Genomic DNA, 23,085 nt, shown 5'->3' on the forward strand with positions numbered 1-23,085 from the left:
TCCTAAAATATATGTTTACCTGCTGTAACTGTTTGCTTTTCGCCGTTTGGCAAAATTATATCTGCCGTGCAGTTTGCAGGAATTTCGATTGTATAAACTGTTTTGCCGTCCTTTATTTCCCAGCCTGATTTAACCTCGCCGAAAACGCTGTTGTACTGTGCATTTGCAACGGTGAAGTGCCCGCCCGGCTGTGGCTTAATGACAAAATGGTTTTCACCGCTGACATTTATTCCGCACATTGTTCTGAACAGCCATTCGCAAACAGCACCCTTTGAATAGTGGTTGAGGGAGGCAATTCCGCCCTGTGCCTGTGTTCCTTCCCAGGATTCCCAAATGGTTGTTGCACCCATTTTAGCCATAAAGAGCCAGCCCGGCATCTTTTCGTTTTCAAGGAGCTTGTAGGCATATTCAATGTTCATATCCGCAAGTACATCAAGAATGAACGGAGTTGACAAAAAGCCCGTGCCGAGTCTCCAACCGTAATTATCAAGTGCCTTGATAAGTCGTTTCTTGGCAAATTCCGTTGATTTTTCATCAAGCAGGTGCATATAAAGCGGACGCACAAGTTTTGCCTGACGGTCGGTGTCGATTGAATAACCGTTTTTGGTAATCAACTCTCTGTACGCTTCTGCGCAGCCCTTTTTGTATTCCTCAAATAACGGCAAATTCCGGCTGTCGTTCATATATTTTGCAATCTCGCACATCAACGACATAATGTATGATGTGTATGCAGTTGATTCCTCGGGATTCGGCAATACGGTATTTTTCCAATCGTTTGGAAAAACATCCTTTGGTTCTGCCCATTCACCGTAGGACTGACCGAAGTTTACAAAATATTTTCTGTTTTTGCCCGAAAGCTGAATGTTGTGTTTGAGCGGCGTCCATTTTCCACATCGGGAAATCATAAACTTTGCGTATTTCACCATACCGTTGTAGTATTTTTGAATTAGGCAGTCGTCATTGTAAATCTTCCAAAAACGATAGGGGAGAAGTACGCCCACATCCGACCAACCGACCGAGCCGTTCATCCACGACATAAAGAAATCAACGCCACCGTACGGAACGATTTGCGGTAACTTTCCGTCTTTCTGTTGCCAATCGTATACATCACGAATGTATTTTTCGCTGAATGTGGCATAATCAAAAAGATAAGCCGCCGTGTTGAAGAAAATCTGTGCGTCGCCCGTCCAGCCGTGTCGCTCTCTTGTGGGGCAATCGGTAGGCAAATCAACGCTGTTTGATTTTGTTGACCACTTTGTTGCGCTTACAAATTTGTTGAGCAATTCGTTGGAGGAAGTGAAAAATCCTGTTTCTTCCATATCCGAATAAACCGCAATAGCTGTGAAATCATCTGCCGATACCTCAATATCCGTGTCAATTTCCATATAAGTAAAGCCGAAAATTGCAAAGTTTGGCTTGTATTCGTTTACACCGTCCTTGCAAGTGTATTTAATTGTTTGCAAAGGTGTGGTGATTTTTTTGTTTGAGCATTGAATGTTCTTCAGTGTCAACTCTCCCTTTTCGTCAAGCATTTCGCCAAAACGAAGCGTGATTTTCTGTCCCTTTTTGGCATTGATTTTGAAGGATACATAGCCTGCCATATTCTGTTTGAAATTAATCAATTTCTTTCCGCTGGGAGACGTTGTCATCTCGCCCTTAAAGATTTCTTTTTCCGCAATAGGAACATTGTTTGAAGCGGTCGGCACAACATTATGTAATGTGAGTTTTGCCCTTGTGTAATAGGTTGGAACTTTGTTTGCATCAACAATTTCGCCGTCCTTGTTGTCTGCAAAAGAAATTGCGCCGTCATTTGACCAAAGCCAAGAGCTGTCTGTTGCAACCTTGTCCGTTGTGCCGTCTGTGTATTGAATTTCAAGCTGTGCAAGAATTTTTGTTTCGCAGCCGTATTGATTTTTAAGTCCCCAAGCACCGACCGAGCCACGATACCAACCGTCTGCAAGGTCAATGTTAATGATGTTGCTTTCCTTTATTAAATTTGTGACATCATAGGTTTGGTATTGCACTCGCTTTCTGTAATCCGTTACGCCCGGTGCAAGAGGCATAGAAACCTTTTTGCCGTTTATGTAAGCCGAATAAATGCCGCAGGCAGTTGCGTAAAGCCTTGCTGATTCAACTTCTTTTTTCGCCACGAATTCCTTTTTGAAGCAGTCAACAGGGAAGCGGTCGGGTTCCGGCTTGTTTGCTGTTGCAACAAAATTTATGCCTGAAAGGAAAAATGATTTGTCTATTTTCGCCTGCTTTTCGTAGCCTTTTTTGTCTACCTCATAGTTGCCGGTAATCCACTTTGCCGACCAGTTTTTGATACCGTATTCAAAGAAGTTTTCTTCGCTGAACTCGCCATCGGTGTCGTTTTCGTCCCAAAGCTTGATTTTGAAAGTAACTCTTTTGCCTTTTTCAAATTTTGCCGGGATAACGGCACGCATAGAATTTGATTCAACCTTGCCGCTGTCCCAATCATCTGTAACGATTTGATACGCAGTTTGAGTTACACTTCCCTCGCAGTTCCACATAACACGAGGGTTTTCTATATCAATACCCAAAGGATTTTTCAGGTATTCTGTTTTTATGTTAATTGCTTTCATTTTCAATTACCTCTGTAAGTTTTTGATTAAATACAGGTGTCCACCATTCAAGATAGCCTGCTTTTGTGGGATGAATTTTATCTGCCATATAAAGATTTCTTTGCTCATCCGAAATATTGTTAAAGTCGGCATCGTTCCACATATCTATAATTTCAATATTCCATTTATCTTTTACTTGGTAAAGAATATCAACCATTTTTTGATATTCTTCGCTTTCGTATTTGGGATTTGTGTAGAAAACAACAGGACAATCCCATTTATTCTTGGCAAACGCAACTATATATTCAATTGCTCCTGCCACGGTTTTTGTATTGAAATCATCAATGTTTTTTGATTCGATTACTTGGCCGAGTTCTTTTTTCTGCGTTGCGTCATTTGTTGAAAGCTGGCAAACAAAAATATCAGCATTATCTTCATCCGATTTCTTGAGTCTTGATATATATGAACTAACGCCTTCATCAACAAGAGTAGTTCCCGATACGGCCTCTTTAAGCACAGTACATTCGTTTTCTTTGCCTATGTAATCGGCAAATGATACACCGCCGGAAGCCGCACCGTATGTTACCGATGAACCGAGAAAAATAATCTTTTTGTTTTTTAATGGGCTTTCGCTGATTATTTCTGCTTTATTTAGTGAGTATTCTTCCGCATTACCCAACAATGAGGCTGTTTTATAATTATGCAGGCTTAAAAAAGGCCCCCAGCCCCACTGATATCCGCAAAAAGCAAGCCAAGCAACAATAAAAATTATTATCGCTGAAAGAATCGAGACTGTTTTTATTATTTTACTCTTCATTTTCTTTTTCTTTCCTTGCTTTAATTTCTGCCTGCTCCTTGTTGATTTGCTTTTCAACATTGATAAATGCAAGAATTACGATAAGAATAATTGCAGTAATACTTTCAAGTCCCACGAATGAGAATGTGATTGCGTTCTTTGTTGCAACATTTTGAACGGCAGCCACGGTTTCGCCGTTGATGATAGACGGTGCAACATATCCGCATTTTGAAAGGAGCATATTGAAAAGTCCTGTAACAATTCCGACGCTTGTAACTGCAATGATGTTGAAAATAGACATTGCAATGCCGTCGCATCTAAAGCTGTTTTTCCATTCCAAATGATCAAGCACATCTGCAAACAGCGCCATAAATACATATGAGCAAGGAAGTCCGCCGATATTCTTGATGAATTGGCCTATAAGAACAATTACCATATTTGTTGGGAAAATCCAGCAAATCGCACTGCCGATTGCATACAGCACAAAGCCTGCCATAGTGAGATTGCGCTTGCCGAATTTCTTTGCAAGAGGCCAAACGGCAAAGATACCGATACCCATCGGAATACCGCCGATAACGGAAATCATTGTTTGTGTTTTGCCGTCGTTGTAAGTACCGAGAACATAGTTGCAGAAATACACAAGACCGAGGTTTTTGAATTGTGTACCGACTGTGTAAATCAAGAAATAGAGCAAAATCAGCACCATATATTTGTCTGTAAAAATTGCCTTGAGAAGATTTTTATACGGGATTTTCTTCTCCTCTTTCTTGTTGATGTCCTCCATTGTTACACGCTCTTTGGTGAAGTAATATTCCATAAGAGTAAGCGGTAAAGCAAGGCAGGACAAAATGCTCATAGTAACAATCCACTTTGATTTGTCAACGCCAAGATGTGGCATAATGAGCATTGGGAAGATGAGAGCAACTATAATGCCGCTCATCATAATTGTTGAAATCTGATTAAATACAGAAAGTGAGCCTCTTTGTTCGGTGTTTCTTGTTGACAAAGGCACCATAAGATTATGGCTCATATTGTAAATGGTATAGGCAAACGAATAGAACAGATTATAGGACAGCATTACCCAAATTACCTGCACGGTTTCATTGCTCTGCGGAACGGTAAAAAGCAAAATGCCGCTGATTAAAAGAAGCGGAGCGGAAAGCAAAAGCCACGGGCGGGCTTTGCCCTGTGCTGTTTTAGTGTGGTCGATTATGTAGCCCATAATCACATTGGTGATTGCGTCAATTATCTTTGAAATAATCGGGAACACGGTCAAAAATGCACCGCCCCAAATTGTTGTCAGCTTTAACACATCCGTGTAGTACACATTCAGATATGTTGCAAGCACGGCGTTGAGAAGCAACGCTCCCGACGGACCGAGCAAATAACCCAGCCATTTTTCACTTTTCTTTACATTATCACTTTTCACCCTGCTGTTGAGCAAGGGTGTGTTTAATTTGTTTGTCATAATTTTTCCCCTTTATTGATTTTTGTTTGTTAAAGTATTTCGCCGTTCGATTCAATCACTTCTTTATAGAAATGAGCCGAATCTTTAAGCGTTCTTTTTTGTGTTTTGTAATCAATATGGATTAACCCAAAGCGTGGTGTGTAGCCGTGCGTCCACTCGAAATTATCCATAAGCGACCAATGCTGATAGCCGAGTACGTCAATACCTTCGTTTACTGCTCGTTTTACACAGCCGAGATAATCACGCAAAAATGCAATTCTCTTGTCATCATGTACCTTGCCGTTTGTGCCCACGCAGTCATTGTCTGCCATTCCGTTTTCCGTCACCATAACAGGCAGGTGATAGCGTTCGCTGTAAAACCTGATCGTCCAATAAAGCACATCGCCGTCAATCGCCCAGCCCATACTTGTTTTTTGGCTGTCGTCCAGCTTGCGCTTAGACACTCCGTACGGCTGATACACATTCAGTCCCACAAAATCAAGCGGTTGATAAATCTCTGCCATATCCCGTTCGTGTGTTTTGAAAACGCCGTATGCCGTAACCGGTTTGCCAAGCAAAATCGGGTCAGACCACCAATGATTGTTCATAAGCCCAATGCCGGAATTAAAGGTTTTGTGCCTTGCTTTTTCAATTTCTTCTTTACTTTCATTTTGAGGAATAAACGCTCCTGCCGCCATAGCGATACCGATTTTCGGAGGTGTTTTTGCATACTTGCGAATGGCTTTTACAGATACAGCGTGTGCAAGCATACAAATTCGAGATGCCTTTGGAATGTTTTGCAGACCGAACTTGAACGGAGCGTGCACCGCATAGCAATAGCCAAGCATTATAAAGCATTGAGGCTTGTTCATCGGTATCCAATAGGTAACCTTATTCGACAAGGCATCTACAACAATCTTTGTGTATTTTTCAAAAAGCGGTATGATTTCCTCACTCAAAAATCCGCCCTTTTGATGCACCCAAATCGGCAAATCCCAATGATAAATTGTCACAAGCGGTTCAATGTCTGCTTTTCTTAATTCGTCAACCAAATTTATGTAAAAGTCTAAGCCCTTTTGATTGATTTCGTTTTCCCTCGGCTGAATTCTTGACCAGCTTATTGAAAAGCGATAGGATTTAAGCCCCATTTCTTTCATCAAGGCAACATCTTCCTTAACTCTGTGAAAATGGTCGCAGGCGGTATGGCAGTCGGCATTGCCTTTGATTTTGCCATTTGGTGTCAAATCCCAAATGCTTGGCGTTCTGCCACCTTCGTTCCATCCGCCCTCAATCTGTGCCGAGGCAGTCGCTGCGCCCCATAAAAAATCATCTCTGAATTTGTTTTTCATATTTTCTCCTTAGCCGTTTATAAAATTGTAAATATCCTTTGCCGCAACAACTTTGTATTTGCCGGTGAACACATGCGGTTGACCGTCATACATAATCATTTTGCAATGCTCTTTGTTTTCGCTGTTATAATAGTTGCAAAGCTCGGTTGAATACTTGTCAGGCACGATTTTGTCATTGTTGCCTTGCAAAAGCAAAACAGGATTTTTATAGTTTTTAACATTGTACTGTGCACCTGTTTCGTATGCTTGTTCGTTCAAGAAAATAGCAGGGTACTGCAAAATTATTCCCTTTATGTCATCTGTATGCGTTACGGCACAGGTGGCAACCGTAACACCACCCATACTGCTTCCCAAAAGATAAATGTTGTCCTTATCTACAAAATCAAAGGTCTTGACCTTTTCGATAACCGCATTCAAATCCTCAACCTGCAACAGAACTTTGTTTTCATAAGCGTCATTATCCGATTTCGGCGTACCTTTAAACCACTTTGTTCCTTTCGGTCCCGTGCTTTTTGAAGTCCAACCGTAAAAATCAAAGGTGTAGCACGCAATTCCGCTTTCTGCAAGACTTTTAAGCGTTGTTATATCCGATTTATAATTGCTTTCGGCACCGTGTGCGTAAATCACGGTTTTGAATTTCTGCTCGCTGTCGCTAATCGGAATCAGCGCCTCGCCGTATAGATTGATACCGTTATATTCAACCGATATTTTTTCTGTTTTATAATCGTATTTCTTTTCGCTAACACACTTTGATATGCCTATAAAGTGATACAGGCATATCCCTGCAACCATTGCAAGAATAAGAATTATGCTGACTATAATCGTAAAAGCTGTTTTCATTTTTTTATTTTTCATTTTTATACCCTTATTTCAGATTTTTATTTATAAAATCATAGGCGTATTTGACTGCTTTTTCGCTGTCTTTAGAGTTAAAGCCGTGTCCTGCATTTTTAAATTTTATTAACTCGGAATTCCTGTAAACCTGATTAGCCTTTTCCGAGCAACTGCAATCAACCGTTTTGTCGGCTGTTCCGTGCATCAATAACACAGGGTTTTCAAATTTTGAAATTTCTTTATAAACATCAATGCCGAGAATATCCTCATAATATTTTTTTCCAATGGTCAATCCCATAAATGCCTTGCTTGTGTCAGGTATATCATCAGCGGATTTAAATTGCTGATTTGCACCTTCAATAATGCTGAATGCAGGGAAATATAAAACAATGCTGTTAATATCCGTTCTTTCTGCGGCAGTTAAAGCAGTTACGCATCCGCCCTGACTTTCTCCGATAAGAAATATGTTATTTTCATCAACCCAATCCCAAGCTTTTACTTGGTCAATTACAGCATTCAAGTCACTTTTTTCTGTGATAATTGACATATCAACAGGCTCACCGTCACTCTTGCTCTTTGTTCCGCCACCGCAAAAGTCATAAGCATAAACAGATATACCGCTCATAGCAAGTGATTTTGCAATGTATTTGTTATATTTACTGCTTCCGTTATATCCGTGTGAAAGTATTGCTATCGGCTTTTTTTCGCTTTGCGTGTCTGCTTTGTAAAGCGTTCCGTATATGGACTTTTCGCCGTTTTTAAGCCACATTTCTTCAGTTGAATATTTATATTCGGTGGTTGATAAAAGCGTTGGCTCTTTATTATATTTGATAAAGGCAAACGGACCCCAGCCGACTTTCGCACCCGTAACAATAAGTCCGATTAAGCAGGCAGTCATTAAAAAGCTGATTACACCGATAATTATTTTCTTTGCCATATGATTACCTCATAACATTTGATAAATTGTTTTCTTTAATCACTTTGTCAAGTGCAGGTTTGATATATTCATCTCTCCACAAAAGCTGACCTGTGTGATTGAGATGAATGCCGTCCTTGATGAACAAATTCTCTCTGTACTCACCGTTTTGATAAGTCATATCTTCTGAATCGACAAAATACATATAATCTTTAGAATTGCAATATTCCTCAAGCTTATCATTCACCATTTGTGTAAGCTCTCTGTATTCGCTTCTGCCCGGCAAAAGCAATCCGCTCATCACAACGAATTTTGCATTCGGGCATTTTTCGTGAAAAGTATCAAACATTTGCTTTTTGTATTCCATACAAGCCTTAACCTTTTCTTCGTCTGTGCCTGAAAGCGAAACATAGTCGTTTGAGCCTGTTTGGAAGAACACGATTGACGGATTGTACGGATATAAAAGCTTGTCTGCGTATTCTACAAGCAGTTTATCCGTGCTTCCGCCGAATGCGTGATTTTGTACCTTGTATTCGCTCAAATCCTCTTCCATTTCCGGCCAAAGTCTGAAATTTGATGCACCGTAAAAGATGATTTCGCCCTGTCTTTCATCTGCATCATATTTTTCGGCAATAGGATTAACTTCTTTATCCCAGCTGTAAAGAGAAGCAAACGGACCCCAGCCGATTTGCGCACCTGTTATGATTAAACCTAATAAACAGGCAAGTGCCAATGACACGACTGAAATGCCTGCAATTTTTACGCCTTTTTTCATATTTCATTCTCCTTAAAATTTAATGAATACAAATCAAATTTTCCTTTGCCGAAAAATCGGATTGAAAGGTCTTGTTTGTTTTTGTTTTCAACCTGATATTCAAGCACAATCGTTTTTCTGCCAAACGGATTTATGCGTTTTCTCGCAATGGTTTTACCGTTTGTAAAAACTTGAATTTCACCGTCTGCGTTTGAATCTATATCCAATTCAAGCGTGCCGTTTTGATTTTCAAAATCAAACCATTTGTAGGTGATTGTGGTCTTGCCGCCTATGTTCGCAATGTATCTTTCATCGTTTTTGTGCGTTACCATCGGAATAGGTTTTTTGCATTGCTTGTTTGAAACTCTCGGCATTTTACCGTTCGTGATGTGGCAAGCAATTACAGACGGATATTTGCCTTTGGCAATCAACGGTTTTGAATTTAATCCGCAAGAGCTTATTTCTGTCTGCTCAATGCTTCCGTCTGTCTTAATTTCAATAGGTTCCGCACACGCTTGGCGACTGTAATCACTTCCGTGAGTAAGCCTGTGATAAAACACATACCACCTGCCGTTTATGCACTCAATGCTTCCGTGCGTTGTGCCGACGGTGTTTAGGCTGTCCTTTTCTTTTCTGCCGTTTAAGCCAACATCACCTGCGGAAACAATCGTACCGCCGTACTTAAAATCTCTGTCGGGATATTTGCTTGTGGCATAGCAAAGCTCGTGATTGAGCTGTGAGGAATATATAAAATAGTATGTATTGTTTATCTTCCTGATTGATGAGCCTTCAAAAAATCCGTGTCCCTCAAAATCCGTACCTCTTGTCTTTTCGGGAATAATACGAACTGCATCGGTTTTAACGGTCAGCATATCGTCGCAAAGGGTAATCATATTTGCACCCCAAACGCTTGGCTCCGACAAAATTTCTTCCTTGCTTTTGCCGTATATTTTTTCAAATATAGGTGCTGCGACAGCTTTTAACGGCTTCGGCAAACACATTCCACGAGGCATTGCCGTTCCGTAATAAAGCCTTATTGTTCCGTTGTCATTCATCACAGCCGGGTCAAAGCAAATAAATTTGTTGAATTCTGTTCCGTCTTGATTTTTGACATAACCGAGATATTCATATTTCCCATCGGGTGTGTCGCAAACCGCAACGCTGATAGGGCCGTAGTAACCTCCGTCACCCTTGTTGCCCGCAAGGCAGTAATATAAATAATATCTTCTGTCATTGCCACGCACCACATCGGGTGCATACATGTACGGTCGCTCTTTTGAATAAAGTGTATCCTGCTTTGCACTGTAATTGATGCCCTTACTGCTCCAATCGCTCAAATCGTCAAGCTGGGCAGAAAAGAATTCGTAATCAAGTGCACAAAAAGTGTCGCCGCCCTCTTTGTCGTGACTGCCAAACAAATATATTCTGTCGCCGAAAATGTGTGGCTCACCGTCGGGAATATATTTATTGAGAGGCAAAAACGGATTAAATATTTGTTTTTTCAAAACATCACCTCTTGACTTTTTCGCTGTCTTAGTTTACACTTTAATTATAGCAACACTGTGTTGGATTAACAATCATCAGTTTGCATAATAGTGGCTTTAAAACCAACAAAAACACAAAAAAGTGGTGGAATAATATGAATACAAAAAATAATCAGAGAACTCGACTTTCCAAATTGCTATTCAAAAATGCGTTGATGGACTTGCTCAAAGAAAAAGGCTCAGTAGCAAAAATCTCTGTCAGAGAGCTTTGCGACCGAGCCGAGCTTAATCGTTCTACATTTTATGCACATTATAACGAGCCGAACGATTTGCTGATGGAAATCGAAACGGAATTGTTGGAAGCTACCGAAGAGCATCTTAAAAAAATCGGAGAAGAAAACGATGCGGGAGCGCACAAGTATTTGCTTTCTTTCCTTAAATATATAAAGGAGAACGACAAGCCGTTCCGCACCCTTTTAGTTGATGCCGCCGACCCTGACTTCCGTTCTCGCTTTATGCAACAATCCATAATTCAGTTTGTAGATAATTTAAGAGTTGAATTACCAAAGGAATTTGAGCAGTACATTTTTTCATATATCTTAAATGGAAACACAGGAATTATTATTCAATGGGTGCGTTCAAATTATGCCGTTGACGAAAACGAAATAGTCAACCTCCTGTTTTCAATCAACCAAAGCGCACTTGTAAATCTTAATTTAAAATAAAGCTTACGAAGCAACAGGCTAAAATGAATTAGTATATAAATTTTATATTTATGACAACAAAAAACAATATAATTAGCATTTTGCCCTCATTATTGCCCTCATTTGATTTATACGTGTTGGTAAAACAGCCTATTTATAAGGGTTTTGATAATAAAATATAAGCCTCAATTCCTTCTGCCCCTGCCGCTTTCGTATTTTTCAATGAAATACTTTTGTAAAACGCTTCGGTTTACATAGAAAACATTGCCGATTTAACACTAACAATGGATGGCGGTTATAAGACTCTTAGCCGTGATGAAAAAATCAAGGTGTTGAGTGACAGTTTATAATGACTTTTTAAAAACAGGTCTGCCCTAAGTTTTGGGACAAACCTGTTTTCTTATATAATGTGAATATTTCTAAGCCAATTTTTCTTTTGGCCAAGATTTTCTTAGTGCCGCATATGAAATTACAAAGTTGGCGAGCCAGCCTGCCGGTACTGCAAGCCAAACGAATTCAATGCCAAAATGCGGCGCAAAAATCAATGCTACGGACAGGCGAATTGCAAGATTGACCATATTGGCAATTAAAAACGGACGCATGTTTCCAAGTCCGCGAAGAACACCGTCTGTTGCCATTTTGATGCCCATAAATATGAAAAAGTAGCCGATCCATTTCATATAATCACCGGACACTTGATATGCTAATTCTGTTCCGTCTTTGCCTAAGAAAAGAGAAGAAATTTGAGTGTGCATGGTTTCGATAATTACAAATGCAAGAACAGCGAAGCATACATCTAACAGCAATGCGGCACGGTAACCTTTCTTGATACGGTCGATTTTTTTAGCGCCGAGATTTTGCGAAACAAAAGGTGACACGGCATTTCCGATTGATACAAATATCAGCGAAAAAACATTCTCTACTCTCATTGTTGCCGCATATCCTGCGAGTGCTTGTGTACCAAATGGATTTACAACTGCTTGCACAATCATCATCCCGATTGATACTGTTGATTGCTGAAGGACAGACGGAACAGCGATTTTAAGCGTGCAAAGCAGTTCGTTTTTGTCAAACCAATGAAACGGACTTGTGTATTTGCGCATACGGCGAAGAAAAATCAAAAGGGAAAATACTGCGGAAATGCCTTGCGCAATAAGAGTTGCAAGCGCTGCACCGAATACACCGAGTTTTAGACCGCCAACCATCCATAGGTCCATAATGATATTCATAACAGATGAAAATATTAAAAGCCATAACGGAATTTTCGATTCACCGATGGAAGTAAACATGGTTGACAGGATGTTGTACATAAACAAAAACGGAAATCCTGCAAAATAGATACGCAAATACAGCACCGCATCATCCATTATATCTGCCGGTGTTTGCAATATGCTCATCATCCAATGAGAACTGCATAATCCAAAAACACCGAGAAATATGCTTAAAAGCAGAAAACTGATTAGCGAAGTAGAAACGATTGTTTTCATTTTGCCGTAATTTTGAGCACCGAAATAACGGCTGACAAGTACGCCTGCACCTACGCCTGCACCGAGTGCTATGCAAATAAAAACATTTGTAAGTGCGGCACAAGCACCAACGGCTGCAAGAGCAGAAGAACCGACAAATTGACCGACGATGATTGAATCCGCCATATTGTATACTTGTTGAAAAAAACTGCCCAAAATCATAGGCATTGCAAAAACAGTCAATGCCTTGAGCGGTGGATCAGTTATTAAATATTCATCTTTTGTCATTTTTATTCTCCCGAAATTTGTTTAAAGAATTTCTGCATCTGTTCTTAAAAAACACTACATATAATCGAAAAAACCGAACAAGCTACAGCTATCTCAGTCTGCACCTGTTCGGCTTTTGTTTTTACTGAACAATCGCTCCCTGAGCGAACATAAAAAGTATAGCATTATAAAATATAATTGTCAATGCAAAGTGATGTAATTTACATATACGGTAATAGAAAAAATCAAAGGGAATAAAATATTCTGTGTGTAATAAGTATGTAAAAGTAGGTAATAGAAAACCCTCCTGCGGTAGTTTGTTCTGCCACAGGAGGGTTTGGTTATTATTCGTTATTTGCGATTTTTAATGATTCGACAGCGGTTTGAGTATAGTCATCATTGACTGCACTTAAATCGCTTTTTTGCATATCATCTTGAATTGTAAAGTCTAAATTTTTCTCATCAACTTGAGTTATTTCCTGACCTGATTGTTTGAAAATATGGTTGTCGGAAATAGCATAAAATGTGTATTTGTCTTGAATGATATAAACTTCGTTATATCCGTTCTTTCTCATTTCGTTCAACAGCGGTGCATAGTCCTTGCCGACCGAAACATTATAGCTACAAGCTGTCAAAGAAATAGAATAAATTAACTCAATGTTATCGTTGATAACAACAGGAATACTGATAACATTTCCTTTGTCATTTGAAAGATTGTTTATGTTGATTTCGTTTAAAATTTCTATATCACTCGAAGCGTCAATGTCAGACAATCCAAAATCGCTTGGATTATCCAAAATAACGCTCATCGAACTGCCAAAATCGTCTTTGATGATTTTCTGTACATCTTGGTTTGATTTGCAAACAACGGCAATCACTATCAAAGCACAAAGCAAAATTGAAACGATTGCGATAATTATCTTTTTTGTTTTGCTCATATAATCATCTCCCTTTCAATTTCTTTATATCATAATACTTCTACTGTGTCAACGCTTTATAACATATTAATAAATTTTAAACTTTTATTATTGTAATATTGTTCAAAATGCTGTATTATAGTTGTTATAAGAGCAAACGAATTTCGTTTTATTCTGGGAGGCTATACTTTGAGAGAATTATTTTTATATTCTGATATAACCGATACGGGAGGGTTTTTATTAAGAATTTCATTGGCAATTATTTTGGGCGCTATTATCGGCTTGGAAAGACAGCTGACCCGTCACAATGCAGGGATTATCACTAACATAATTGTATGTGTTGGTGCTTTTTTGTTTACCTCGTTTGGTTATCTTATTCAAGGACCCGACACAGATTTAACCCGTATTGCCGCACAGGTTGTCAGCGGTATCGGTTTCCTCGGTGCAGGTTTGATTATCAGAGAGGGTGCAAATGTTAGGGGACTCAACACCGCAGCTACTGTTTGGACAAGTTCTGCTATCGGAATTTTGTGTTGTCTTAATCAGCTGAAATATGCCATTGTTGCGGCACTTGCAATAGTGGTTGTTCACTTGGTTATTCATCCGTTGTCGGATAAAATTGACCAAACACGCAAATATGAAAAATCAAAAAAAGAGAACAGAGAAAAGTTCTACAAAATTACTGTTGTTTGCCCTGAAGAAGCAGCTCTTGAAATCAGAAAAAACATTATGTCTATCATTAAAAACGAACCGAATGCGTTGTTGCATAATTTGGAAACTATCGACGGAGAGAATAACGAATCCAAAATCAAGGCTTTTATTACAACAAAAACAAACAACGATTATTTGATTGAAAATATTTTAACCAAGGTCGGCAAGGCTGAAGATATTATTTATGCCGGATGGAAAACTGTCGAGGAATAATTTTTTAATTTGATAGCGGAGTAGGGGAATGAATCGGAGCGAATTAGAAAAATTTATATCAGATAATTATGTTTGCACTTCGGATTTTCCGTGGATTCAGTATCCGAGCTTCCGTGTTTTTCGACATCCAAACAATAAAAAGTGGTTTGCTGTGATTATGGACATACCGAAAAGTAAAATCGGTCTTCCGTCTGATGATATAATTTCTGTTGTAAATTTAAAAAGCGACCCAATAATGGTGGGATCACTTTTGCGAGAAAATGGCTTTTATCCGGCGTATCATATGACAAAAAACAGTTGGATTTCTGTTGTGCTTGACGGCAGTGCCGATGACGAAAAGATAAAAATGCTTTTGGATATGAGTTTTGAAGCAACGGCAGTGAAACTAAAAAAGAAAACAAAAAATATTGATTTGTAAAGGAGAACGCTATGAACACTGAATTTGATTTGTACGGTTTTGACATTCCTTGTGGTTTAATTCACGACCAAAAATTGTCGAATGTTAAGGTAGGAAATGACACTATCGTGCTTACCTTTGATATTGAATTGTATCCGCAGAATTATTCTGATGATACTATTTATAATCAATATAAGGACTTTAAGCATTGCGATATGATTATTGAGATGCCTGAATGTTCAGACCCAAATTTGCAATTCCAAACCTGTGCAAACAGCAAAGGGGTGTTTAAAGGACTTCAGCTTGAAGTTGACGATTTTGTTGACGCATTGAATAATGCTTCAAGTGCAGAATTTGTTGATTGTTATGTCAGATGCGGCGAGGTCATTGTTGATTTGGATGTTGGATTTTATGACGCCAAGGGTGACTACAAAAAATACAAGAATTACACTTGGTGCGTCATTAATACAGAAGCATCGAAACTTAAATGGAATTGGTATTAATAAATATTCTGAAAGCTAAGTTGTTCAATAAGAAATAAGAATGATTTTACTGCTGATGACATTCAGTTAGATTGTAATTAAAATTTGCAGAATCTATTAAAAGAAAGGATAAAATTATGAAAAAAACAATTATATTATGCACGATCGCAATATGTGCAACAATATGCGGTGCCGGATATTTTATTGCCTGTACTTGCGGAAACGGTGCATACTCAATGCCGTCATCTTATTTGGATTTTCCTAATTACATATTTTTAATTTTGTTCGCTATTATAGCGATAGGCAGTTTGTTTTTTGCTTTTAAAGATTTAAAAAATAAACCGTAAGTTTTTATTTCTTAATTTTTGGCATCAGTTGAACTTGCATATAGACAAAAAAATTATGATGGCAGTGCTACGCTTTTAGGAAATGCTCTTCATCCATATCAAGATATTTATGCTCACGGATATATTAGTTATAATAATTCCGTTTCTGCTTCCCATGGCGTAAATCAGGATAATCCAGACTATGTATGGAAAGACACTTCTGATAGAGGACGCAGTGTTTTAGCAGGGGATGCAGTAAAAAAGGGTACAGGTCCTAGACCTAGAATAACAGAAACAAAAAATAAAAGTGTTAGTGTAATAAAAATTGTTAATGGTTGGTAAAGAATATTATACTGATAAAGGAGAATTTATGGATAAAATTATTGATTTTTTAATTGATGGCTATACATTGATTTATATTGCATTACCAATTATTGTTAGTATTGTATGTGCATTTATTTTATACAAAAAGAAAAATAAAACTAAAACTATATGTGTATTTTTGTCTATAATACTCACCATTAATTTTTTTACTGTTTGCGTTGGCACATTCAATTGCTTTCGTAAAGAATTTGTCAAAAATGATTTGGTGACAGATGCAGACATTCAATTACTAACAGAACAATTATCAAATAATGAGATAACAGAAATATTTCCGTATGACAATACTGCTGGTGACTTTGATTATCATAATGAAGGTTCTAATGTCTCATACAATAAAAGATTGTATTTTCCTTGCAAATTTTTCATACATGATGAGGTGCCTATTTATAGCAACAATTATATTGATGTAATTTATACTTCTCATGGAACCTTAGAAGATGCAACCAAAAATTTTAATGACTATGTATTAGATTTCAATGAACAGAGTAAAAAAACAGAAAAATACGAACAAATTATTCCTGTTAATGAAGGTGAATTTTTCGTTGCTGTTTCACCTATCGACATATATCATCCAGATTATTTGGGAACAATCAGAATGGAAAAAACATATATGATTGCGATTATGCACAAAAAAGAGACTTATATATTTACTGAAAACTCAACAGCACTAGGATTTAATATGCATCTCTCTAAAATGATACAAAACGAAAAGTTGTTTGAGTATTAGTAGTTTTGATTTAGATAAAAAACACCTCTCAAAAAAGCAATATTAATTTACTCATCAGGCGTAAACCTTATGAAATAAAATAGTCGGTGAGGTTGTAATTAGTTCAACCTTAGATTTCTTGGTTGCCGCCATTGGCAATCCTGATATAATAGCGAAATGCTGAGGAATTGACAGCTGTGGTATTGTTTCGGCTATGCCACACTTACCGATTTTCTGACGGAAAGGCTGGGTTTGGTTAAATCCACAATTGAATATGATGACGATTGTATTGAAGTAGATGTTTCCGATGAAATTTATGAATATCTCGAACAAGACAGGAAGCGTCAGCAGGCACCTTAGTAAAGGAACCTTTGAACAGGACTGCATTGGAATAATAACAAAAACAGATTAAAACAGCATTTATTGATAGTAACTTTTTGTCGATTTTTAGTTGAATAAAAATTTAATATATGGTATATTATAAATCGTTATTTTATAATATACTAATTATGCTTAGACAAGTATGTTTGAGTTACGGAGATGTTGTGATGAAACGGATTTTGTGCGTTTTGCTGTCGTTGTTTATATTTCTGTCGGCTTATCCTTTTTCTGCTTTCGCCCAAACTTTCGGCGATGAACTGTGTGATGGAATTGTTTATACGGTGAATAGTAAAACAGGAGAAGTAACTATCAAGGGCAGCGGCGAAATTCCTGATTTTAACAATTCTCCTTTTTTGTATTTGAATGGTGACATAAAAACAGTTTCGGTTGAAAGCGGAATACTAAAAATCGGCGCAAGGTTATTTAGAAATTGCACGAGTCTTGAAAAAATAAATATCGGCGAAAGCGTTATTGACATTGATAATACCGCTTTTGACGGATGCGTCGGAATAAAAGAATTTAATGTTAACATTGAAAATATGGTCTATTCATCGTTTGACGGGGTGCTGTATTCAAAAGATTTGTCAAGACTTATAAAATACCCGCCGTCAAAAACAGACGAAAGATTTGTCACTCTGAAAAACACGGTTACAATAAGTAAAAATTCTTTTAAGTATTCACAGCATCTAAAAACCCTTGTGCTGTCAAGCGAAACAACCGATGTTGAAGAAAACTTTGACGACTCCGCAATTGCCGTTGAAAAAGAAAACGGAACTTTGTCGGGAGGCGGAAAGCATCACCACGAGCCTGTATACAAAACGGTGTTCCCAACTTGTACAGAATTTGGATATATTGAATATACATGCAGAACTTGTGATATAAGATACATAAATAAATATTATTGCCCGACCGGTCACAGACTTGTTGAAAGAATTACTCCTGCCACAACAGAAACTGTCGGACACAGAGTTATGGTCTGCACCGTTTGCGGACAGGTTGAAAAAGACGAAATTATCGATAAAATCGAATCTTCTGCGCTTGAATATCCAAACGCCGTTTACAACAGATATTCGTATTCTCCGAATGTTTGCGTGCTTGATTCAAAAGGCAACGAATTAGTGTGCGGGGAAGATTATATTTTAAGCATACCGTTGGGCAGAAGATATGTCGGTATGTATAGCTATGACATAGCTTTTATCGGAAATTACAGCGGAATTCAAAGGCTGATGTTTTTCGTTTATCCGCAAAGTCCTTTGTTTAGAAAAATCATTCTGAGAAAGAACGAAGTTGAACTTTGTTGGGATAAAATCACCGCTCAATGTGACGGATACGAAATCTTTTACAGCAAGAATCCACAATTTTTAAATAGCACGGTGATTGATGTTAATAATAAAAATGCAAAAGGAATCAAGCTTCACGGCTTAAAGTCAAAGCAGATTTATTATTACAAAATCAGAAGCTACAAAATCGTAAATGAGGGTGACAAGTTCTATTCATCCTGGTCGGAAATCGGCAAAGCTAAAACATTGTAAAGTTTGTAATCTCCTGCTTGGACACTTCTGAAGCAGGAGATTTCTTTTGATTACTTGACTTTTACCCACAATATATTGTATACTTATTTAGTATGTATACTTCTTATGGAGGGATTTGCTTGGCAAAGAAACAAGAATACGGAAACGAGAGTATTAAGTCATTAAAGGGCGCTGACCGTGTCAGAAAAAGACCTGCGGTTATTTTCGGCTCAGACGGTATTGACGGTTGTCAGCACTCTATTTTTGAGATTATGTCAAACTCTATTGACGAAGCGAGAGAGGGTCACGGTACAAAAATTACCGTAACTCGTTTTCTTGACGGCTCGGTTGAGGTTCAGGACCACGGTCGTGGAATTCCTGTTGATTACAATAAAAATGAGGATAAATATAACTGGGAACTTCTTTTCTGTGAACTTTATGCCGGCGGTAAATATGACAACGGCGGAGATAACTATGAGTTCTCACTCGGCTTGAACGGTCTCGGACTTTGTGCTACACAATATGCGTCCGAATATATGGATGCAGAAATTAAAACTGACGGTTTCAAGTACAATCTTCATTTTGAACACGGTGAAAATGTCGGAGGCTTGCAAAAAGAACCTTACGGCAAAAGAGGCGACACCGGAACAAGAATCAGATGGAAGCCTGATTTGCAGGTGTTCACCGATATAAATGTGCCTGTTGAGTTTTATAAGGAAACTATGAAACGTCAGGCAATAGTTAACGATAAGATTAAGTTTATTTTCAAAAATCAACTTACCGCAACTCAATTTGAAACATTTGAATACTGCTATGAAAACGGTATCAAGGATTATGTTACCGAGCTTGCAGGGGATAAGGCTTTCACGACTCCGCAGTATTGGGAGTGCGAGAGAGTCGGCAGAGACAGAGAAGATTTGAAAGATTATAAGCTGAAAATCAGAGCCGCTTTGTGCTTTTCTCTTGAAACACAACTAAAGGAATACTATCACAATTCATCATTCCTTGAACACGGAGGTGCTCCCGAAAAGGCGTTTAGAAGTGCTTTTGTAAATCAAATCAACGCTTATCTTAAATCGACTAATAAGTACAACAAAACCGATTCTCAAATTACTGTTCAGGATATTGAGGAATGTGTAATCTTTGTTGTTTCATCGTTTTCTACTCAGACTTCGTACGAAAACCAAACAAAAAAGGCTATTACAAATAAGTTTATCCAAGAAGCTATGACCGATTTCTTCAGGAAACAGCTTGAGGTATATTTTATTGAAAATAAGATGGACGCAGACAAAATTGCAGACCAAATTTTGATAAATATGCGTTCTCGTGTTAAGGCTGAAAAAACAAGAAAAACTCTTAAAACAACCTTGCAGACAAAGGTGGATATGACAAATCGTATTCAAAAATTTGTCGATTGTAGGTCAAAAAATGTTGATGAGAGGGAACTGTTTATAGTAGAGGGTGACTCTGCTCTCGGTGCTTGTAAGCAGGCGAGAGATGCCAATTTCCAAGCGATTATTCCGGTCAGAGGTAAAATTCTTAATTGTCTTAAATCCGATTATGATAAGATATTTAAGAGCGATATTATAACCGATTTAATTAAGGTTCTCGGTTGCGGCGTTGAAGTAAAAAGCAAGGCGGCAAAGGATGTTTCGATGTTCGATATGGAGCAACTTCGTTGGAACAAAATTATGATTTGTACCGATGCCGATGTTGACGGATTCCAAATCAGAACACTTATTTTGACAATGATTTATCGTCTTATGCCAAAACTTATTGACGAGGGCAAGGTTTATATTGCTGAATCTCCGCTTTATGAGGTCACTTGCAAAGACCAAACATATTTTGCCTACAATGAAATTGAAATGGACGCAATCAAGGCTGAAATCGGCGATAATAAATACACTGTTCAGCGTTCAAAGGGTCTTGGTGAAAATGAGGCTGATATGATGTCACTCACCACTATGAACCCTGCAACAAGACGACTTATCAAGGTTAACCCGTGTGATGCACAGGCAACAAGTGAAATGTTTGATTTGCTCCTCGGCGACAATCTTGACGGAAGAAAAACATACATTGCCGACTACGGTCATTTGTACCTTGATGCGGCAGATGTAAGCTAAAGGAGGTATTCGTTATTATGGCAAGAAAAAAGAATAGCAGAGATAATGAAGCACAAACTCCTTTGGCAGATAATGTGCATATTCAGGACGCAGGACTGATTAAGGACGAAAAGATTATTGACACTCTCAAATGGAACTATATGCCATATGCAATGAGTGTTATATTGTCCCGTGCGATTCCTGAAATTGACGGATTTAAACCGTCTCACAGAAAGCTACTTTATACAATGTACAATATGGGACTTTTGCAAGGCGGAACAATTAAGAGTGCCAATATTGTCGGAAGAACAATGCAGCTTAACCCTCACGGTGACGCTTCAATCTATGAAACAATGATTAGATTGTCACGAGGCAACGAGAGCCTTTTGTATCCCTATGTTGAGTCAAAAGGTAACTTCGGTAAGGCTTACAGCAAAAATATGATGTACGCCGCTTCTCGTTACACAGAGGCGAAACTTGCACCGATTGCAAAAGAACTTTTTGATGACATCAACAAAGATACGGTCGATTTTGTAGATAACTATGATAATTCTATGAAGGAACCGACATTGTTGCCTGTAACTTTCCCATCTATTCTTGCGAATGTTACAACGGGTATCGCTGTAGGTATGGCATCATCTATTGCTTCATTTAATCTTAAAGAACTTTGCGATACTACAATCGCACTTATCAAAAATCCTGATCATGATGTGTCCGAAACGTTGCTTGCACCGGATTTTGTCGGCGGCGGATATATCATTTATGATAAGGACGAATTAGACAGGATTTACAAAACAGGCAGAGGCTCTGTAAAAGTGCGTGCAAGATACACTTATGATAAGTCATATAATTGTATCGATGTCACTCAAATTCCGCCAACAACAACTTGCGAGGCTATTATCGACAAAGTTGTTGAGCTTGTTAAATCAAATAAGATTAAAGAAATCTCGGATATTCGTGATGAAACAGACCTCAAAGGTTTGCGTATAACACTTGATTTGAAGCGTGGTGTTGACCCTGACGCTTTTATGACAAAACTGTACAAACTCACTCCGCTTGAAGATACATTTTCTTGTAATTTTAATGTGCTTATAAACGGTTATCCAAAGGTTCTTGGTGTAAATGATATTCTCAAAGAGTGGATTAATTTCAGACTTGAATGTGTAAAAAGACGCACACAGTTTACACTTAATAAAAAGGCTGAAAGATTGCATTTGCTTCAAGGTCTTGAAAAGATACTTCTTGATATTGACAAGGCAATTAAGATTATTCGTAACACCGAAAGCGAAGCCGATGTTGTGCCAAACCTTATGATTGGCTTTGGAATTGACAAAATTCAAGCCGAATATGTTGCGGAAATCAAGCTCAGACATCTCAACAGAGAATATATTTTAAAGCGTACAAAGGATATTGAGTCCCTTAAAGCAGAAATCGAGGAACTTCAAGCTATTCTTGACAGTAAAAATAAACTTAAAAAGATTATTATTAAGGAACTTAACGAAGTTGCCGATAAATATTCGGGCGAAAGAAAATCGGAAATTCTTTATGAGGTTGAAGAATTTGATGCTTCTGTCGAGGCTGAAGTGCCTGACTATCCTGTTACTTTGTTTATTACAAAAGAGGGATACCTTAATAAAATCAGAACAGCCAATCTGCGTATGTCGGGTGAACAAAAGGTAAAGGAGGGCGACGAGGTTGAAACAACTTTTGAGTGCTCAAACAAAGATGAACTTTTGGTGTTCACCGATAAAGGACAGGTTTATAAGGCAAAAGTTGACGACTTTCCTGACGGCAAGGCGTCTCAACTCGGTATTTATGTTGCCGGCAAACTTGAGATGGAGCAAGACGAAAAGGTTGTTTATATCTGCGTAATCAAGGAATATGTCGGATATATGATTTTTGTTTTTGAAAACGGCAAAGTTGCAAAGGTTGACATCACCGCTTATCAAACAAAGACCAACAGAAAGAAACTCTTAAAAGCTTATTCGCTTAAATCTCCGCTTGCTTGCATTGAGTATATCGAGGAAGATTGCGAACTTGTACTTTGTTCTACAAGCGGAAGAATGTTGATTTTGAACACGGGAGCGCTTACGCCTAAGTCGTCAAAGGACACAATCGGCGTTTCCGTTATGACACAGAAGAAGAACCATAAGGTTGAATCTATGCATCATTATGAGGACGGCGAGTTTGAAAAAGCATGGAGATTCAGAACCAAAAATCTGCCTGCTGCCGGCGCTTTGCCGACCCCTGCGGACAATGCCGCACAAATAACATTTTGATAAATTAAAAAAAGGCTTGCATTATGTATTTTATTATGTTATAATGCAGTAGTCGAAAATTCTAATGGAGGAAATAT

The 23,085-nt window shown here is 38.3% G+C and carries 20 protein-coding genes; 10 read left to right on the forward strand and 10 right to left on the reverse strand.

Going from position 1 to position 23,085, the window contains the following annotated elements:
* Positions 1-2: 2 nt before the first annotated feature.
* From Q0E03_RS02045 to Q0E03_RS02080, 8 genes are all read right to left on the reverse strand, one after another.
* Entirely contained in the window at positions 3-2,603 is a 2,601-nt protein-coding gene (locus Q0E03_RS02045) for a family 78 glycoside hydrolase catalytic domain (RefSeq protein WP_297128935.1), read from the reverse strand.
* Positions 2,590-3,264, reverse strand: coding sequence for an SGNH/GDSL hydrolase family protein (locus tag Q0E03_RS02050; RefSeq protein ID WP_297128937.1), 675 nt, complete (start codon positions 3,262-3,264; stop codon positions 2,590-2,592). Before Q0E03_RS02050 ends, Q0E03_RS02045 begins: the two co-directional genes overlap by 14 nt.
* A gap of 124 nt (positions 3,265-3,388) precedes the next feature.
* Positions 3,389-4,846 carry an MFS transporter gene (locus tag Q0E03_RS02055; RefSeq protein WP_297128939.1) on the reverse strand — a complete coding sequence of 486 codons (1,458 nt, stop codon included), beginning with the start codon at positions 4,844-4,846 and terminating at the stop codon, positions 3,389-3,391.
* A 29-nt stretch (positions 4,847-4,875) separates the two neighbouring features.
* Complete coding sequence (locus Q0E03_RS02060) at positions 4,876-6,174, reverse strand: glycoside hydrolase family 1 protein (protein ID WP_297128941.1); 1,299 nt, start codon at positions 6,172-6,174, stop codon at positions 4,876-4,878.
* A 9-nt stretch (positions 6,175-6,183) separates the two neighbouring features.
* Complete coding sequence (locus tag Q0E03_RS02065; protein WP_297128943.1) at positions 6,184-7,029, reverse strand: S9 family peptidase; 846 nt, start codon at positions 7,027-7,029, stop codon at positions 6,184-6,186.
* Positions 7,030-7,039: 10 nt separating this feature from the next.
* Positions 7,040-7,945, reverse strand: a complete 906-nt coding sequence (locus Q0E03_RS02070; protein ID WP_297128946.1) for a S9 family peptidase — start codon at positions 7,943-7,945, stop codon at positions 7,040-7,042.
* A gap of 4 nt (positions 7,946-7,949) precedes the next feature.
* A complete protein-coding gene (locus Q0E03_RS02075; RefSeq protein WP_297128949.1) occupies positions 7,950-8,699 on the reverse strand; it encodes a GDSL-type esterase/lipase family protein in 750 nt (249 codons plus the stop codon).
* Positions 8,696-10,183, reverse strand: a complete 1,488-nt coding sequence (locus Q0E03_RS02080; protein WP_297128951.1) for a family 43 glycosylhydrolase — start codon at positions 10,181-10,183, stop codon at positions 8,696-8,698. The genes Q0E03_RS02075 and Q0E03_RS02080 overlap by 4 nt, the downstream gene beginning before the upstream one ends.
* Before the next feature lie 134 nt (positions 10,184-10,317).
* On the opposite strand from Q0E03_RS02080, the gene Q0E03_RS02085 reads away from it, so the two are divergent.
* Positions 10,318-10,887, forward strand: a complete 570-nt coding sequence (locus Q0E03_RS02085) for a TetR/AcrR family transcriptional regulator (protein WP_297128954.1) — start codon at positions 10,318-10,320, stop codon at positions 10,885-10,887.
* Between the two features lie 398 nt (positions 10,888-11,285).
* Here the strand turns inward: Q0E03_RS02085 and Q0E03_RS02090 are convergent, their stop codons facing one another.
* Both Q0E03_RS02090 and Q0E03_RS02095 read right to left on the reverse strand, forming a co-directional pair.
* Positions 11,286-12,620 carry an MATE family efflux transporter gene (locus tag Q0E03_RS02090; RefSeq protein WP_297128958.1) on the reverse strand — a complete coding sequence of 445 codons (1,335 nt, stop codon included), beginning with the start codon at positions 12,618-12,620 and terminating at the stop codon, positions 11,286-11,288.
* 323 nt (positions 12,621-12,943) lie between these two features.
* A complete protein-coding gene (locus Q0E03_RS02095; protein ID WP_297128961.1) occupies positions 12,944-13,537 on the reverse strand; it encodes a hypothetical protein in 594 nt (197 codons plus the stop codon).
* Between the two features lie 168 nt (positions 13,538-13,705).
* On the opposite strand from Q0E03_RS02095, the gene Q0E03_RS02100 reads away from it, so the two are divergent.
* From Q0E03_RS02100 to Q0E03_RS02140, 9 genes are all read left to right on the forward strand, one after another.
* Positions 13,706-14,440 (forward strand): MgtC/SapB family protein, encoded by a 735-nt coding sequence (locus tag Q0E03_RS02100; protein ID WP_297128963.1) that lies wholly within the window; start codon positions 13,706-13,708, stop codon positions 14,438-14,440.
* Between the two features lie 28 nt (positions 14,441-14,468).
* The gene (locus Q0E03_RS02105; RefSeq protein ID WP_297128966.1) at positions 14,469-14,858 is read left to right on the forward strand and encodes an MmcQ/YjbR family DNA-binding protein; all 390 of its coding nucleotides are present in this window, start codon (positions 14,469-14,471) and stop codon (positions 14,856-14,858) included.
* Between the two features lie 11 nt (positions 14,859-14,869).
* On the forward strand, positions 14,870-15,340 hold the full coding sequence (locus tag Q0E03_RS02110) for a hypothetical protein (protein WP_297128969.1): 471 nt from the start codon (positions 14,870-14,872) through the stop codon (positions 15,338-15,340).
* 116 nt (positions 15,341-15,456) lie between these two features.
* The gene (locus Q0E03_RS02115; RefSeq protein WP_297128972.1) at positions 15,457-15,666 is read left to right on the forward strand and encodes a hypothetical protein; all 210 of its coding nucleotides are present in this window, start codon (positions 15,457-15,459) and stop codon (positions 15,664-15,666) included.
* An 18-nt stretch (positions 15,667-15,684) separates the two neighbouring features.
* Positions 15,685-15,987 (forward strand): hypothetical protein, encoded by a 303-nt coding sequence (locus tag Q0E03_RS02120; RefSeq protein ID WP_297128975.1) that lies wholly within the window; start codon positions 15,685-15,687, stop codon positions 15,985-15,987.
* Positions 15,988-16,015: 28 nt separating this feature from the next.
* Complete coding sequence (locus Q0E03_RS02125; RefSeq protein ID WP_297128978.1) at positions 16,016-16,756, forward strand: hypothetical protein; 741 nt, start codon at positions 16,016-16,018, stop codon at positions 16,754-16,756.
* Positions 16,757-17,283: 527 nt separating this feature from the next.
* Positions 17,284-18,648 carry a leucine-rich repeat protein gene (locus Q0E03_RS02130; RefSeq protein ID WP_297128981.1) on the forward strand — a complete coding sequence of 455 codons (1,365 nt, stop codon included), beginning with the start codon at positions 17,284-17,286 and terminating at the stop codon, positions 18,646-18,648.
* Between the two features lie 119 nt (positions 18,649-18,767).
* The gene (locus Q0E03_RS02135; protein ID WP_297128984.1) at positions 18,768-20,750 is read left to right on the forward strand and encodes a type IIA DNA topoisomerase subunit B; all 1,983 of its coding nucleotides are present in this window, start codon (positions 18,768-18,770) and stop codon (positions 20,748-20,750) included.
* A 17-nt stretch (positions 20,751-20,767) separates the two neighbouring features.
* On the forward strand, positions 20,768-23,008 hold the full coding sequence (locus Q0E03_RS02140) for a DNA topoisomerase (ATP-hydrolyzing) subunit A (RefSeq protein ID WP_297128987.1): 2,241 nt from the start codon (positions 20,768-20,770) through the stop codon (positions 23,006-23,008).
* Positions 23,009-23,085 lie beyond the last annotated feature (77 nt).

It is taken from the genome of uncultured Eubacterium sp. (genome assembly GCF_934525195.1).
Taxonomy (GTDB): domain Bacteria; phylum Bacillota; class Clostridia; order Oscillospirales; family Acutalibacteraceae; genus Eubacterium_R.

What these genes read in the sequence shown, in the direction of transcription:
- Q0E03_RS02045 (WP_297128935.1), bottom strand. Translation starts at nt 2,603, where the DNA reads ATGAAAGCAATTAACATAAAAACAGAATACCTGAAAAATCCTTTGGGT.
- Q0E03_RS02055 (WP_297128939.1), bottom strand. Translation starts at nt 4,846, where the DNA reads ATGACAAACAAATTAAACACACCCTTGCTCAACAGCAGGGTGAAAAGT.
- Q0E03_RS02060 (WP_297128941.1), bottom strand. Translation starts at nt 6,174, where the DNA reads ATGAAAAACAAATTCAGAGATGATTTTTTATGGGGCGCAGCGACTGCC.
- Q0E03_RS02065 (WP_297128943.1), bottom strand. Translation starts at nt 7,029, where the DNA reads ATGAAAAATAAAAAAATGAAAACAGCTTTTACGATTATAGTCAGCATA.
- Q0E03_RS02070 (WP_297128946.1), bottom strand. Translation starts at nt 7,945, where the DNA reads ATGGCAAAGAAAATAATTATCGGTGTAATCAGCTTTTTAATGACTGCC.
- Q0E03_RS02075 (WP_297128949.1), bottom strand. Translation starts at nt 8,699, where the DNA reads ATGAAAAAAGGCGTAAAAATTGCAGGCATTTCAGTCGTGTCATTGGCA.
- Q0E03_RS02085 (WP_297128954.1), top strand. Translation starts at nt 10,318, where the DNA reads ATGAATACAAAAAATAATCAGAGAACTCGACTTTCCAAATTGCTATTC.
- Q0E03_RS02090 (WP_297128958.1), bottom strand. Translation starts at nt 12,620, where the DNA reads ATGACAAAAGATGAATATTTAATAACTGATCCACCGCTCAAGGCATTG.
- Q0E03_RS02095 (WP_297128961.1), bottom strand. Translation starts at nt 13,537, where the DNA reads ATGAGCAAAACAAAAAAGATAATTATCGCAATCGTTTCAATTTTGCTT.
- Q0E03_RS02105 (WP_297128966.1), top strand. Translation starts at nt 14,469, where the DNA reads ATGAATCGGAGCGAATTAGAAAAATTTATATCAGATAATTATGTTTGC.
- Q0E03_RS02110 (WP_297128969.1), top strand. Translation starts at nt 14,870, where the DNA reads ATGAACACTGAATTTGATTTGTACGGTTTTGACATTCCTTGTGGTTTA.
- Q0E03_RS02115 (WP_297128972.1), top strand. Translation starts at nt 15,457, where the DNA reads ATGAAAAAAACAATTATATTATGCACGATCGCAATATGTGCAACAATA.
- Q0E03_RS02125 (WP_297128978.1), top strand. Translation starts at nt 16,016, where the DNA reads ATGGATAAAATTATTGATTTTTTAATTGATGGCTATACATTGATTTAT.
- Q0E03_RS02130 (WP_297128981.1), top strand. Translation starts at nt 17,284, where the DNA reads ATGAAACGGATTTTGTGCGTTTTGCTGTCGTTGTTTATATTTCTGTCG.
- Q0E03_RS02140 (WP_297128987.1), top strand. Translation starts at nt 20,768, where the DNA reads ATGGCAAGAAAAAAGAATAGCAGAGATAATGAAGCACAAACTCCTTTG.